Consider the following 14,585-nt stretch of genomic DNA (forward strand, 5'->3'; position numbering starts at 1 on the left):
GGATGACAAGGTGTGTGCGGACCGACCGGTGATCCGCACCGGCGCCGGTGAGCGGGGGTGGGGCAGCTGAGAGGGGTGGGGAGCGCCTGGCGCCGGCTCTGGACCCGCACGACGCTGCAGCGGCGCGTCTCGGTCATGGGCATCTCGTTCCTGGCCATCGTGCTCGTCCTGACCGTCGTGCTCATCGCCAGCCGGCCCTGGTCGACCTCCTCGCCCGCGACGCAGCGGCCCGAACGGACCGGCTCGCAGCTGACCGAGCAGATCGACGAGTTCGGCCGGGCCGTGGTCCAGGCCCAGTCCACCCACCAGCTCTACGTCACCGCCTCCACCGTCGAGCGGCTGCAGCGGGAGCAGCGGGCCCGCGCCGCGGCGATGGAGCGGTACGAGCAGGTCCGGCGACCGCTCGTGACGGCGGTCGGCCGGCCCGGGCTGGACGAGGAGGTCCGCCAGCGGCTGACCCGGGTCCTGGACGACGCCGCCTACTGGCGCAGCGTCACCGACCGGCAGGCGGACTTCAAGGCCGACCTCGACCAGGTCGGGCTCAGCGACTCGATCCTCGACGACCCCTCGGCGCAGGCCTTCCTGGCCGTCTACCTGGACCTGGGGCCCCTCAACGAACGGCTCCGCGAGATCGACGACCGGACGCGGGGCGCCCTGGTGGACCAGCGCGACCGGTTCCGCTACGTCCAGCTCGTCGTCGCCGGCATCGCCCTGCTCCTGGTCCCCGCCGTGCTGCACCTGGTCCGCCGGTGGGTCCTGCGCCCGCTGGGGTCGCTGTCCGAGCAGCTCCTGCGGGTGGGGGGCGGGGACCTGCAGACCCCGGTCTCGCTGCCCGGACCCCCCGAGCTGGCGGCGGTCGCGGCCTCGGCCGAGACGATGCGCCGGCGCATCCTGGACGAGCTGGCCGACGCCGTCTCGGCCCGGGAGGCCCTGAAGCAGGGCCAGCCCCTGGTGGCCGAGGTGCGCGACCAGCTCACCGCCCACGACCTGCCCGTCGTGCCGGGCTGGTCCTCGGCGGCGGCGCTGCGTCCGGCCGAGGGCCTGCTGGCGGGGGACTGGTACGACGTCCTGCCCCTGGCCGACGGACGGTTCGCCGTCGTGGTGGCCGACGTGTCCGGGCACGGCGCGCGGGCGGGGATCGTCGCCATCCAGCTCAAGCGGCTGTTGGAGGCGGCCCTGAACCTGGCGCCCGAACCGGACCTGGCCCTGGCGATGGCGGCCCGCGTCTTCGCCGACGAGGCCGAGCGGTTCGCCAGCTGCGTCGTCGTGGTCGTCGACCCCGACTCCGGCACCGTCTCCTACGCCAACGCGGGGCACCCGGCGCCGGTGGTGCTGCGCGCGGGCGAGGAGGACGGGAGCGTGCGCGTGGTCGGGGAGCTGGAGGCCACCGGGCCGCTGCTGTCCTGGCTGCACCTCGACGTCCCCGGCAGCTGGCACACCGCCACGACCTCGCTGGCGCCGGGGTCGGTGCTCGTCGTCTACACCGACGGGCTCACCGAGGCCCGGCCGACGGGCAGCACCGACGAGCTGGGCATCGAGGGCGTCCTGCAGGCCCTGGGGGGCCTGCCGGAGCTGACGCCGCAGGCCCTCGTGGACGAGGCCCTCGACGTCGCGCGGCGCTTCAGCGGCGGCCGCGCCCGCGACGACGTCACCCTCGTGGCCCTGTCGCGGGGGACCGCCACCGTGCCCTCGGCGCCGGTGGCCGCCGACGGCGCGCAGGACCCGGGCGCCTGACCCGATCCACGGCGCACGACGCCTAACCTTGACCGCGTGACGTCTTCTGCCGCCCCCGGTCCCGACTCCACGCGTCGGCGCTGGTGGGCGGAGGCGGAAGCCCTCGGCGGCACCTCGGCCCTGCTCGACTGCCCCGTGGGGACCGACGCCGTGCTCGACCTGACCACCGCGCACCCCTCCGGCCTGGCCCAGCTCCTGGCCGGTGGGCCCGCGCCCCTGAGCAGCCTCGTGCGCGAGGCCGGGGCCTTCGCCGAGGCCCGCCGCCGGGCCCGCACCACCCACCGCCTCGCCGGGGTGCTGCTGGCCCAGCGCGGCACCCGCTCGCTGGCGGTCGCCGTCGGCACCGCCGGCTGGTCGCTGGCCGAGGAGGCCGACGCCGCCACCCTCGCCGAGGGGGACGCGCCCCCGGCCCTGCGCCCGCCGCGGCGCACCCCCGTGCTGCTGCGCCGCTGCACCCTGACCCCGGCGACCGAGGCCCTGGACGACTTCGTCGTCCAGCTCGCCCCCGAGGTGATCGTCAACCCCGTCCTGGTCCGGGTGGCGCGCGCCGAGCTCGGCGTCGACCTCGACACCCGCCGCATCGCGATCGCCGTGGGCGCGCACTGGGGCTTCGACCCCAACCCCGCCATGGACGAGCTGCGCCGGCAGCTGACCGGCACCCGGGGGCTGCGGGTCGACCGCCGCCTGCTGCTGACGACGTTCGCCGACCCGGGGGCGGACCTGCTGGCCGACCTGCGCCGGCGCGGTGCCCTGGTGCGCGAGCACCGCGTCGTCGCCGCCATCGCCGCGCACCGGCCCGTGGACCCCCCGCCGGCCCCGCCCGCCCCCGCGGCCCCGGCCGGGGAGCGGGCCGGGGAGCAGGGCCCCGCCGCGCCCGAGCCCGTCGACGGCCTCACCCTCGACCCCGCCCAGCGCCACGTCGTGCAGACCGTGCTGGCCGGGCAGGACGTCCGCCTGCACGCCCCCACCGGGACGGGCGCCACGCAGGTCGCCGCCGCCGTCATCGCCGCCGAGGTCGCCGCGGGGCGCCGGGTGCTGCTGGTGGCCGACTCCGCCGCCGACCGGCGCGCCGTCGACGAGCGGCTGCGCGACCACGGTCTGGGCCGGCTGCTGCTGCACCTGGTCGCCGACCTGGACGCCAGCGCCGACGACGCCTCCGTGCAGCTGGACGCGGCCCGCCGCGAGGTCCACGCCCGGGTCCAGGCCGCCGCGGCGACGTCCGGGACGGCCCCCGAACCCGACGTGGCCGGCCCCGCGAGCGCCCTGGAGGACCACGCGCGGGCCCTGCACCGCCCCCGCGACCCCTGGGGCGTCAGCGCCGCCGAGGCCATGACGGCCCTGCTGGAGCTGGCCGAACGACCCGAGCCGCCGACGACCAGCCGGCGGCTGCGGGGCCAGGACCTGTCCTCCTGCCTGCGCGCCGACGTCCCCGGCTGGGCGCAGCGCCTCGTCGAGGCCGTCGAGCTGGGCGCCTTCGACGTCGGCCCCGGCACGACACCGTGGGCCGGGGCGCGCCTGCGCACCCCGCAGGCCGCCGAGCAGGCCCTGGCCCGGGTCGAGGACCTCATCGGCCAGCGGCTGCCGGCCCTGCGGGCCCTGCTCGCGACCGTCTGCGACGCAGCGGGTCTGCGGGGCGCGGCCTCGGTCGCCGAGGCGGCCGACCGCACCGGGCTGCTCGAGGGGGTCCGCACCACCACCGGGCGCTTCGGCGCGGACGTCTTCGGCCAGTCCCTCGGCGACGTGGCCGCCGCGACGGCCAGCCCGCAGTGGCGGCGCGAGCACGAGGTGCGCCAGGGCTGGGTGCGCCGGTGGCGGCTGCGGCGCGAGGCCCGCGCCCTCCTGCGGCCGGACGTGTCCGCCGGGGACTGGGCGACCCTGCACGAGTGGCTGCAGCAGGCGCGCTCGCAGCGGCTGCGCTGGCAGCGCGTCTCGGTGCGCGACAACGCCCCCGTCGTGCCCGACGACCTCGACGCGCTGTGCGCCGCGGTGGCCGGCGTGCAGCGGGAGCTGGAGGACCTGGAGCAGGTGCTGCCGGAGCGGTCCTGGACGGACCTGGGCGCGCGGTCCCTGCAGGACGTGCAGCTGCCGGAGCTGTCCGCGTTGCTGCGCGCGCTGGCCGCCGACGCCGCCGCCCTCGGCCCGCTGCCGCGCCGCACCGTCCTGCTGGAGGAGCTGCACGGCGCCGGGTGGGGCGGGCTGCTGGAGGACCTGGGGGCGCGCTGGGACGGCCCGGGCAGCCTGGACCTGACCGCCGAGGTCGACCGCGCCTGGTGGGCCGGGGTCCTGGACGCCGTCGCGATGGTCGACCCGCTGGTCGGCACCGGGGAGGCCGCGGCCCTGCGCACGGCCCGCTACGAGCTGCAGCTGGCCGTCGCCGCCCGCCGCGGCCGGCACACGGCCCGGGTCCGCGCCGCGCTGGACGCCCGCGCCCAGGCCTCCGGTCGCCCCGGTGACCTCCTGCCGGTCACCGCGCTGTCGGCGGCCGGGGTGGCGCGGCTGGCCGAGGACGTCCCCGACGCCGACCTCCTCGTCGTGCTCGGGGCCCAGGCCACGACGACGGCCGCTGCGCTGCCGGCGCTGTCGCGGGCCGGGCGCGTCCTGGTCGTCGGCGACCCGGACCTGCCCGGCCCGGCCGACCTGCCCACCGCCCGCGACGAGCACACGGTGCCCGGCCCGGTCGCCGGCAGCCTGTTCGCCGACGTGGACGGGGTGCTGCCGACCCTGCGGCTGGACCGCCAGCACGCCCTGCTCGACGACACCCTCCTGACCGGGGTGCCCGTCCCGGCCGGGCAGGTGTCCCTGCCCGGCCCCGGTCACGACGGCCGCGCCACGGCCCGCACCTCCGACCGGCCGCCGGGGGCGCGCCGGGGCCCGGACGCGCTCGTCGACCTCGTCGTGGAGACGGCGCTCGCGGCCCTGACCCGCCACCCCGAGGAGTCGCTGGGGATCGTCGTGCCGGACGCGGCGGGCGCGGAGCTGCTGGCCGACACGGTGCGCCGGCAGGCCCTGGACCGGGCGCTGCCGCTGTCGGTCGGCCGCGAACCGGTGCTCGTGGGCACGCCGGTGCGGTGGGCCGGGGAGCGGCGCGACCACGTGCTGGTCGTCACCGACGCCGTCCTCAACGGTCCCGCCCTGGGGGAGGGGGCCGGGCAGGACCGTGACACCGGCCGCGCGCAGGCGTGGATGGCGCTGACCCGCAGCCGGCTGCGCACGACCCTCGTTCTGGACGACTCCGGCTGGAGCGCCGACCGGGCCGATCGGGCCGGGCGCGAGGGTGCGCCGGTGGAGGGGGACGGCGAGGACGGGCGGACGCTGCTGGAGCGCACGGCCCGCACGTGGGAGCGCGAGAAGCTGCTCGGCGGCGGGGACCGGCCCGAGCGCGCCGGGTCCGACGCGGTGGTGCGGGCCCTGGTGGACGCGTGCCGCCGCATCGGCCTGCCGGTGCGGTGCGGGGTCGGGGACTCCCACGTCCTGGCCGTGGTCGTGCGGGACGCGCGGGCCCGGGCGGGTGCGGGCCCGGCGCTCGTCGTCGAGCTGGACGACGCGGCGTGGGCCGGCGGTGACGTGGTGGACCGCGAGGTCGACGGCCCGACCGAGCTGGAGCGCCGGGGGTGGCGGTACGTGCGGGTCCTGACCGCGGACGTGTTCGCCGACGCCGACGCCGAGGCGGACCGCATCGCGGGCCTGTGGCGCGACGCGCTGGCCGACGCCGGGCACGACCTGCCGTGGGTGGTCGACCTGGCCGCCCCGCAGACCCGGGACTCCCGCGAGACCGGCGGGACCCACGAGAGCCACGAGGGTCACGAGGGCCACGAGGTGCCGACCGGGCCGGTGACGCAGGTGCCGGTCCCCGCCGTCGACGTCCACCTCGACCGCCCGCGGGTGCAGACCCCGTGAGCGCGGGACCGGACGTGGGGCCGGGGGAGGAGGAGCGGGACGTCCCGCTGGAGGACGAACGCTCCGCCGACGACCGCGACGAGGGGTGGGGGGACCGCTCGGGGTCCGGTTTCGACGACGACTGGTACCTGTCGCAGCGGCCCCCGCACTGGGACTGACGACCACCGGGTGCGGGGGACGCCGGGCCGACGGCGGGTGACCGGCGGGTGGCCCAACGACACGACTTTCTGACTGAACGCTCAACCACCATGACTCTCGGTCGAAAGTCCTGTCTCCGAACGCACCAGGGCTTCTGCTGAGCCGTCCGGGGCCCCCATGATGTCCCCGGACAGGTGACCAGTGCCCCCCGGACGGGGGCCAGGGGACCGGTCCGTCCGACGGGTCCGGTGGTGGGAGGTGCAGGGTGCGACGCTCGACGCTCGCACTCGCCGTACCCGGTCCGGCCCTGCGCGGCCCGGGTCCGCGACCACGGATCCCCCTGGCGCTGGACGTGCTGGCGGCCGCGGCCGCCGCCGGGGTCCTCGCGGTCGCCGTGGTCAGCGCCCTGCAGGGTGCCCCCCCGTGGCGGGTGTCCAGCTTCGCCCTCGTCCTGGCCCTGGTCGTCCTCGTGGCCGAGTCCCGGCCCGTCACCCGCCGCACCAGCGGGCGCGGTGGACCGCTGCCGGTCTCCTGGGGCTTCCTCGTCGCCCTGGTCGCCCTCGGGCCGGTCTCGCTGGCGCTGCTGGTCCGGGCCGTGCCCACCCTCGTGCGGCAGGTCCGCCGGGGCGCCGGGCCGCAGGCCGTCCTCGTCGCCGTCGGGACGTCCCTCGTGGGCGTGCTCGTCTGCGCGGTCGTCCTGGACGCCCTGCTCGGGACCGCCGCCGGCGGCCCGGTGCTGCGCGACCCCACCGACTGGCCCGCCGTCCTGGTGGCCGGGACGGCCGGGCTGCTGGCCCAGGCCCTGGCCCGCTCGGCCTCCTGGCGCGTCGTGGTCCGCCCGCCCCGGCGGGTGGTCCGCACCGGGTCGGCCTCCGGTCTGCTGCTGACCCTGGCGGTCCTCGCCTCGGCACCCGTGGTCGTCGTCAGCGCCGAGGGCGGCGCCGGGTTGCTGCTGCTGGTGTGCGTCCCGCTGTCGGTCGTGCTCGTCAGCGCCGCCGTCGCCCGCCGCCACGAACGTCGCGCCCTCGTGGACGACCTGACCGGCCTGCCCAACCGCGGTGCCTTCCTGGCCGCGACCGCGCGCCACCTGCGCGGGGAGCCGGGCCCCGAGCTCGGCCCGGGGCTGCTCGTGGTGGACCTCGACCACTTCAAGGACGTCAACGACACCCTCGGGCACCCCGTCGGGGACGCCCTGCTGCGCGAGGTCGCCGACCGCCTCGCCGCGCAGGCCCCGGCGGACGCCCTCCTGGCCCGGCTCGGCGGGGACGAGTTCGGCCTGCTCGTCCCCGACCGGCTGGAGGCCGAGGGGCTGGCGCTGGCCGTCGTGGAGGAGATGTCCCGGCCGCTGCGCGTGGGGGAGCTGCAGGTGCTGCTGCCGGCCAGCGTCGGGGTCGCCCTGGCCCCCCACCACGGGGCCGACGCCGCCTCGCTGCTGCGCAGCGCCGACGTCGCGCTGTACCAGGCCAAGCAGGTGCGCGGGCGGGCCTGCACCTACGCCGGACGGTGCGACGTCAACAGCGTCGAGCGCCTGCGGCTGCTCGGCGACCTCGCCCGGGCCGTGGACCGCGGGGAGCTGTTCGTGCACTACCAGCCGCAGGTCGAGCCGGGCACGGGTGCGGTGGTGGGGGCCGAGGCCCTGGTGCGCTGGCGCCACCCCGAGCTGGGACCGGTCGGGCCGGACCGGTTCATCCCGCTCGCCGAGCAGTCCGGGCTCGTCGCCGGCGTGACCACCGTGGTCCTGGACCGGGCCCTGGCCGACGCCGCCTCGTGGCGCGCCGCCGGGTTCACCCCCACCGTCTCGGTCAACCTCTCCGCCCGGCTGCTGACCGACCACGACCTGCCCGCGCTCGTCGCCGCCGGTCTGCGGCGGCACGCGGTGCCCGCCGGCGACCTGGTCCTGGAGATCACCGAGACCGGCATCGTGTCCGACCCCGAGCGGGCCCGGGTGGTCGTGCACCGGCTGCGGGCCCTGGGCTGCTCGGTCGCGGTCGACGACTACGGCACCGGGCAGGCCTCGCTGGCCCACCTGGTCGACCTGGAGGTCGACGAGCTGAAGATCGACCGCAGCTTCGTCACGGGCATGACGCGGGACCGGGCCCGTGCCGTCATCGTGGGCTCCACCGTGCAGATGGCCCGCGACCTCGGGCTGCGCGTCGTGGCCGAGGGCGTGACCGACGCCCCCACCCAGCAGGCGCTGGCGGCGCTGGGCTGCCACAGCGCCCAGGGCGAGCACGTCGGGGGGCCGATGACGGCCGCGGCCGTCCTGGACCTCCTGCGCGCGCGCCGGGCCGCCGCCGCCGCGCGGCCCGCCCCGGTGACCGCCCCGCGCCCCGAGTGAGGTCACGACCGCACCGTCACCACGGTGCGGCCCGCCGCCGCGGCCAGTCGCGCGGCCGTCGGGGGGTCGACCGCCACCAGCACCGAGACCGGGCCGGGAGCGGGCGCGGCGCCGAGCAGCCCGGCGGAGGCCGGCGGCCCCGGGACCCGCAGCACCACGACACCGGCGGCGATCCGCTCGGCCCCCGTCGCCGCGCCCGAGACCGGGTCCTGCGTGCGGGCCAGGACGTCCACCCGCGCCCCCGGGGCCAGGCTCTGCAGCAGGGCGGGGTCGTCCACGCCCACCCCCGCGGCCACCGTCCCGGCGGGCTGGCCCGCGAGCAGCGGACCCGTCGTCGTGCGCGCGTCGGTGAGCACCTCCCCGCGCCGGACGGGGGTGGCCAGCACCGCGCCCTGGACCGCCGCGGCGGTCAGGGCGCCGTCGGGCACGGTGGCGTCCTCGCGCCGGTCCGTGCGCACGTCGGCGGCGGTGAGCACGGCCCCGGTGGGCAGGTCCCGCACGGCGACGAGGACGGGCTCGCGCACCGGTGAGGGCGGGGCCAGCGTGGCCACGGCCACCCCGCCGGCGGCCGCGACCAGCCCGGCCGAGAGCCACCGGCGGGTCAGCCGGCGCCGCCGCCGGGCACCCGGCCCGCGCGGTGGGGGAGCGGGGGGCCGGAACGGGGTCTGGGGGCCGGTGTCGGTGGAGGGGGGCACGGCGCGAGGCTAGGGGCGCCGTGCGGGGGACCACCGGTGACGACGGCCCGGCTGTGGACCGTGGGCGTCACCGGTGGCCTGTGCAGACCGGTGCGACCTCAGGCGGCCGAGGTCGACCCGCTGGTGGACGAGCCGGTGGAGGAACCGGAGGAGCTGGACGAGCCGGACGAGGACCCGGACGAGGAGGAGGGCTTGGAGTCCGAGGCGGGCTTGCCACCCGAGGAACCCTCCGAGGACTTCTCCCCGCCGGAGGACGTGCCCGAGGAACCCTCGGAGGAACCGCTGGAGGACCGGGAGTCGTTGCGGTAGAAGCCCGATCCCTTGAAGACGATGCCGACGTTGTTGAACAGCTTGCGCAGCGAGCCCGAGCACTCGGGGCAGGCCGTCAGCGCGTCGTCGCTGAAGGACTGGCGGACCTCGAAGGAGTGTCCGCAGGACTGGCAGGCGTAGGCGTAGGTGGGCACGCGTTCTCCGTGAGCTCAAGGACCCCGCTGGCACTCGGGTCGTTCGAGTGCCAATGGTACTCGCCGTCGCCGGTGCGTGGGCGCTCAGCGACGAGGTCGCGGTCGGCGGGGCACCGTCCCGGTGCCCGCGGGCAGCGGGGGGAGGTCGGCCTCGAGCCGGGCGAGGTCGAGGGCGCCCCGGCCGCGCGCGGCCGTCGACGTCTGGGCGAGGTACAGGCGTTCCACGAGCACCTCCCGGGCGGTCGCCGGCAGTTCGGTGACGAACCGCTGCCACCCGGTGACGCCGACCCGGGGGGCGAAGGTCACCGGACGGCTCGCCCCGTCGACGCGGACGACGCCGCGCAGCCAGCCGCCCGCTCCGTCGCCCCGCACGCTCACCGCCAGGCCGGTGGCCCCCCGGGGCACGGCGAGGGGGACCCGGGCCACGAGGGCCGCGGTCGTGGTCCCCGGCTCGGCCGGGCGCACCGTGAAGTCGAAGGCCAGGCGCAGGGCCGGACCCTCGACGGCGGTGACCGTCGCGGCCGCCCGCACCGTCGCCACGGCCCACGCGCCCGGGTCGGACAGCGGGTCGACCGGCACCGGGCGGGTCCCGACGGCGGCCGGGACGGCCCGGTCGAGGCCGCCGGCCGACATGCGCACCCACGTCGAGACCGGGGTCGCGGCCACGGCGGTCAACCGCAACCGGCCGTCGGGCAGCGCCTGCGCGGTCAGGACGTCCGGGTCGGTCCGCACGTGCACGTCACCGGCGTCGACGGCCGCCTCCCGCCCGGCCGCGTCCCGGCCCGTGACCACCACGTCCAGCGTGGCGCCCGCCGCCGGCAGGGTCAGCGGCCGGTCCGGGCCCAGCCCGGTCACGGGGTCGAGCACCCGCAGCGCCAGGACCCCGGTCGCGGTACCCAGCGTGGCGCGCAGGCTCGCCGGTCCGGGGGTCAGGCCCCGCACGGCGACGCGCGGGTGCCCGGCCTCGTCGGGGCCGCGGTCCTCGACCGCCACCGCGCCGGCGGCGACCCCGACGAGCGGGGTCCCCGCCGCCGGGGCCCCCGACGCCGTCAGCGGCACCGCACGCACGAGCGTGCTCAGGCCGGGGAACACGGCCGCGGCACCGCGGACCGGTCGCAGGGCCACGGTCCGTGCCTGCGGTCCGGCCGGGGCGGGCACGAGGGCCAGGACGTGGGCGACCGGCCGGGCGCCGCCGTCGGAGGGGACGACGGCCTCGCTCACCGTCGCGTCCCCCGGGGTCCGCGCCACGAGCTGCGCCGATCCGCCGCCGTCGAGCATGACCGCCCCGACGGCCCCGGCGTCCAGCACCCGCCGCGCCGTCTGGACCGCGGTCGCCCCGCGCGAGCGGGAGGTCCCGCCCTCGACGGTGAGCAGCAGCAGGTCGCCGGCCGCGGTCCAGCCCACCGCCGTCCGCGCCCGCAGGGCGGCCCACGTCGGGTCGGCCTCGTCGACGGGGGTCAGGGCGCCGTCGCGCACGAGCTCCAGCCGGGCGCCGACGGCGAAACCCGTGGAGCCCGGCGGGAGCGCGTCGTCGAGGACGCGGACGTCCGTCGTCACCGCGCTGCCCAGGGGGGTACCCGCGAGCGCGGCGGCGAGGGTGCCCGAGGCGACCAGGACCACGCCGTCGCCCGGCACCGGGTCCGGCCCGGGGGGCCGCACGGCGGTGACCGTCCCGCCGCGCACCTCCAGCTCGAGCCCACCCGCGGTCGTCAGCGACCGGTCCCCGGCGCCCCACTCCGGGCCGAACAGCACCAGGGCGTCCGGCGGGACGGTCCGGGTGCACAGCGCCGCCAGCGGGAAGGGCCGACCCGCGACCGTCGCCGAGCCCTGCAGCACGACCCGTCCCACGCGCCCCCGCCAGCCGTCGGGGCCCGCGTCGAGGCCGACGGCCCACTGCGGCTCGGCGGAGGCCTTGAGTGCCCGGCCGTCCAGGACGACGGGTCCGTCGGGGGTCCCGGTCCGGTCGATGTCGAAGAAGTCGCCGTTGACGGCGGCGACGGCCCCGGCCGCGGTGGCCAGCTCCGCCGGGGTGCGCGGGGAGCTCAGCGTCCGCTGGAGCAGCACGGGCCGGGTGGAGGACCCGGCCGCGAGGCGCACGAGGACCTGGCGCACGGGGCCGGGCGAGGTGGAGCGTTCGAGGGTGACCCCGGGGGCCAGCGTCTCCGGGCCGTCCGGCACGGCCAGGGCCCGCGCGGGGGTCGGGGCCGGGACGAGCAGGCCGGACGCGGAGAGGGTGGCGATCGACAACACCGTGCGACGACGCATCTACTCACCGTATGTGCCCGGGGTCAGGCCTCCCGCCAGTCCGCGAGCTTGCCGGCCCGGCTGACGGCCTGCAGCCGCTCCTCCACGAGCCGGCGCTCGGCGGTGCCCGTGACGACGAGCAGGTCGTCGCCGCGGCGCAGGACGGTGCGCGGCTGCGGGACGAACGTCGTGCCGTCGCGGGCCACCAGGCTCACGTTCGCCCCGCGCGGCAGCCGCAGCTCGAAGACCTCCACCCCGTGCAGCCGCGACCGCGGTCCCACCCGCACCTGCACGACGTCGGCCGACAGCGTCCCCAGCGGGGAGACCTCCACGTCCAGGTCGGTGGTCGGGGCCGCGCTCATCAGGCCCAGCGCCCGGGCCAGCGGGGCGAGGGTGGGGGCCTGGACCAGGGTGAACACGACGACCAGGACCAGCACCAGGTCGAAGAGCCGTTCCGAGCCGGCGATGCCCGCCACCACCGGCACCGTCGTCAGGACGACGGGGACGGCCCCGCGCAGACCCGCCCACGACAGGAACGCCAGGTCCGCCCGCGGCAGCCGGAACCCCGCCAGGGACACCAGGACCGAGGCCGGGCGGGCCAGGAGGGTCAGGACGGCCCCCAGGAGCAGGGCGTCCAGCACCGCCGAGGGCAGGCGCGAGGGGCTGGCCAGCAGCCCGAGCATGACGAACAGGCCGATCTGGGCCAGCCAGCCCGACGCCTCGGCGAACCCGCGCGTGGCGTGCCGGTGGGGCAGCCGCGCGTTGCCGATCACCAGCCCGCACAGGTAGGTGGCCAGGAACCCCGAGGCGTGCAGCACGTCGGCCACGGCGAAGGCCCCGACGGCCAGGGCCAGCACGGCCACCGGGTACAGCCCCGAGCTGGGCAACGCGCTGCGCCGCAGCAGGAAGGCGCCCGCGGCGCCCACCCCGACCCCGAGGACGGTGCCCAGGACCAGCTCGAACGCGGCCTCGCCGAGGTAGAACCACCACGCGTGGCCCGAGCCGCCCGCGGCCACCTCGGTCAAGGCGAGCACGGCGATCACGACGGGGGCGTCGTTGAGACCGGACTCGGCCTCCAGCACCCCCGAGAGCCGGGGCGGCAGCGGCACCGCGCGCAGGACGGAGAACACCGCCGCGGCGTCGGTGGAGGAGACCACCGCCCCCAGCAGGAGGGAGATCGGCCAGGACGTGCCCAGCAGCAGGTGCGCGCCGAGGCCCACGACGCCGATCGAGACGGCCGTGCCGGCGGTGGCCAGGACGGCCGCCGGGGCCAGGACGCCCCGGATCGCCTCCCACCGCGTCGTCAGCCCGCCCTCGGCCAGGATGAGGACGAGCGCGCCGTACCCGAGGACCTGGGCGATCTCGGCGTCGGCGAAGGGGATGCCGATCCCGTCCTCGCCCAGGACCAGCCCCAGGCCCAGGTACAGCAGGAGCGAGGGGAGCCCGGTGCGGGCCGACAGGCGCACGGCGAGCACGGCCAGCAGCAGGACTCCGGAGGCCAGCAGCAGCGTGCGGCTGAACTCCTCCGGGGTCATGCCGAACCGTAACGTGGCGGCTACGGTGCTCACGTGCCCCTGGGAGAACCGCGCCCGTCCGTCCCCCGCCGGCGCCCGTGAGGGGCACGGCCACCGTCGTCGGGTCCGGGCCCAACGGCCTGTCGGCCGCGGTCGTCCTGGCCCGCGCGGGGCTGGAGGTCACCGTCCTGGAGGCCCGCGAGCGGGCCGGGGGGGCCTGCGTCGACGCCGAGCTGCTCGGCCCGGGGGTCGTGAGCGACCTGGGCTCGGCCGTGCACCCCTTCGCCGTCGCCAGCCCCTTCTTCCGTGACCTGCCGCTGGAGCGGCACGGTCTGCGCTGGCGGCACGGCCGGTACCCGCTCGGGCACGCCCTCGACGACGGGCCCGCCGCGGTCCTGCCGCACGACCTCGAGGAGGCCGCCGGTGCCCTGGGCCGGGACGGCCGGGCCTGGCGCGCGCTGTTCGCCGGCCCGGTGGCGCGCTGGGAGGAGCTCGTCCCCGCCGTCCTGGGCCCGCTGCTGCGGGTGCCGTCCGCGCCCCTGGCGCTGGGGTCGTTCGGGGCGCGCGCGGCCTGGCCCTCGGCCGCCCTCGTGCGCACGGCGTTCCGCGAGGAACCGGCGCGGGCCCTGTTCGCGGGCATGGCCGCGCACGCCCTGCAGCCGCACACCCAGGTGCTGACCGCGGCGTTCGGGACCCTGTTCGCCGCCGCCGCACACACCACCGGCTGGCCGGTCCCCGCCGGCGGGTCCGGGGCGATCACCCGTGCGCTGCGAGGGGTCCTGGCCGAGAACGGTGGTCGCGTCGTGACCGGGCACCCGGTCCGGTCGCTGGCCGAGCTGCCCCCGGCCGACCTCACCCTGCTCGACGTGACCCCCCGCCAGCTCCTCGCGCTGGGCGGTGACCGGCTGCCCGCGCGGTACGCCGCGGCGCTGCGGCGGTGGCGCTACGGGCCCGGGGCCCACAAGGTCGACTACCTGCTCGACGGGCCCGTCCCCTGGCGCGACCCCCGCCTGGCCGGGGCCGTCACCGTCCACCTGGGCGGCACCGCCGCCGAGGTCGCCGCCGCCGAGGCCGACGTCGTCGCCGGCCGCCACCCCGAGCGCCCCTTCGTCCTGCTGGCCCAGCAGGACGCCGCCGACCCCGGCCGCGCGCCCGGCGGGCAGCGCGTCGTGTGGGCCTACGCGCACACGCCCCAGGGCTCGGCCGACCCCGGGGTGGGGGAGCGGGTGGACCGGCAGGTCGAGCGGTTCGCGCCGGGTTTCCGCGACCGGGTCCTCGCCCGCGTCGAGACGCCGCCGGCGCAGCTGGAGCAGCAGAACGCCAACCTCGTCGGCGGGGACGTCGGCGGGGGTGCCCTCACCCTGCGCCAGCAGCTCTTCCGGCCCGTCGTCGGGCTCTCGCCCTACCGCGTGCCGCTGCCCGGGACCTACCTGTGCTCGGCGGCGACCCCGCCCGGTGGCGGGGTGCACGGCATGTGCGGCTTCCACGCCGCGATCCTCGCGCTGCGCGACCTGGCCCGGTCCCGGCGGCTGGGCGGCGGGCGCACCCCCTGAGGCCCACC

At 78.4% G+C, this 14,585-nt stretch carries 9 protein-coding genes; 5 read left to right on the forward strand and 4 right to left on the reverse strand.

Annotated elements, in window-relative coordinates:
* Positions 1–75: 75 nt before the first annotated feature.
* From AB2L27_RS17815 to AB2L27_RS17830, 4 genes are all read left to right on the forward strand, one after another.
* On the forward strand, positions 76–1,734 hold the full coding sequence (locus AB2L27_RS17815; protein WP_370442836.1) for a PP2C family protein-serine/threonine phosphatase: 1,659 nt from the start codon (positions 76–78) through the stop codon (positions 1,732–1,734).
* 36 nt (positions 1,735–1,770) lie between these two features.
* Entirely contained in the window at positions 1,771–5,631 is a 3,861-nt protein-coding gene (locus AB2L27_RS17820; protein ID WP_370442837.1) for a hypothetical protein, read from the forward strand.
* Positions 5,628–5,789, forward strand: coding sequence for a hypothetical protein (locus AB2L27_RS17825; RefSeq protein ID WP_370442838.1), 162 nt, complete (start codon positions 5,628–5,630; stop codon positions 5,787–5,789). The genes AB2L27_RS17820 and AB2L27_RS17825 overlap by 4 nt, the downstream gene beginning before the upstream one ends.
* A gap of 245 nt (positions 5,790–6,034) precedes the next feature.
* A complete protein-coding gene (locus AB2L27_RS17830) occupies positions 6,035–8,107 on the forward strand; it encodes a putative bifunctional diguanylate cyclase/phosphodiesterase (RefSeq protein ID WP_370442839.1) in 2,073 nt (690 codons plus the stop codon).
* A 2-nt stretch (positions 8,108–8,109) separates the two neighbouring features.
* On the opposite strand, the gene AB2L27_RS17835 is transcribed toward AB2L27_RS17830, so the two are convergent.
* The 4 genes from AB2L27_RS17835 to AB2L27_RS17850 all read right to left on the reverse strand — a co-directional run bounded on the left by AB2L27_RS17835 (position 8,110) and on the right by AB2L27_RS17850 (position 13,045).
* Complete coding sequence (locus AB2L27_RS17835) at positions 8,110–8,802, reverse strand: SAF domain-containing protein (RefSeq protein WP_370442840.1); 693 nt, start codon at positions 8,800–8,802, stop codon at positions 8,110–8,112.
* A 98-nt stretch (positions 8,803–8,900) separates the two neighbouring features.
* Positions 8,901–9,266: an FmdB family zinc ribbon protein gene (locus AB2L27_RS17840; RefSeq protein ID WP_370442841.1), complete on the reverse strand. Its 366-nt coding sequence runs from the start codon at positions 9,264–9,266 to the stop codon at positions 8,901–8,903.
* An 84-nt stretch (positions 9,267–9,350) separates the two neighbouring features.
* Positions 9,351–11,531: a phosphodiester glycosidase family protein gene (locus AB2L27_RS17845; RefSeq protein ID WP_370442842.1), complete on the reverse strand. Its 2,181-nt coding sequence runs from the start codon at positions 11,529–11,531 to the stop codon at positions 9,351–9,353.
* Positions 11,532–11,554: 23 nt separating this feature from the next.
* Complete coding sequence (locus tag AB2L27_RS17850; RefSeq protein WP_370442843.1) at positions 11,555–13,045, reverse strand: potassium/proton antiporter; 1,491 nt, start codon at positions 13,043–13,045, stop codon at positions 11,555–11,557.
* 77 nt (positions 13,046–13,122) lie between these two features.
* Here AB2L27_RS17850 and AB2L27_RS17855 point away from each other — a divergent pair, with 77 nt between their 5' ends.
* Entirely contained in the window at positions 13,123–14,577 is a 1,455-nt protein-coding gene (locus tag AB2L27_RS17855; protein WP_370442844.1) for a phytoene desaturase family protein, read from the forward strand.
* The last annotated feature ends 8 nt before the right edge of the window (positions 14,578–14,585 follow it).

Source organism: Kineococcus halophytocola, from assembly GCF_041276425.1.
GTDB lineage: Bacteria > Actinomycetota > Actinomycetes > Actinomycetales > Kineococcaceae > Kineococcus > Kineococcus halophytocola.

What these genes read in the sequence shown, in the direction of transcription:
- AB2L27_RS17850 (WP_370442843.1), bottom strand. Translation starts at nt 13,045, where the DNA reads ATGACCCCGGAGGAGTTCAGCCGCACGCTGCTGCTGGCCTCCGGAGTC.
- AB2L27_RS17845 (WP_370442842.1), bottom strand. Translation starts at nt 11,531, where the DNA reads ATGCGTCGTCGCACGGTGTTGTCGATCGCCACCCTCTCCGCGTCCGGC.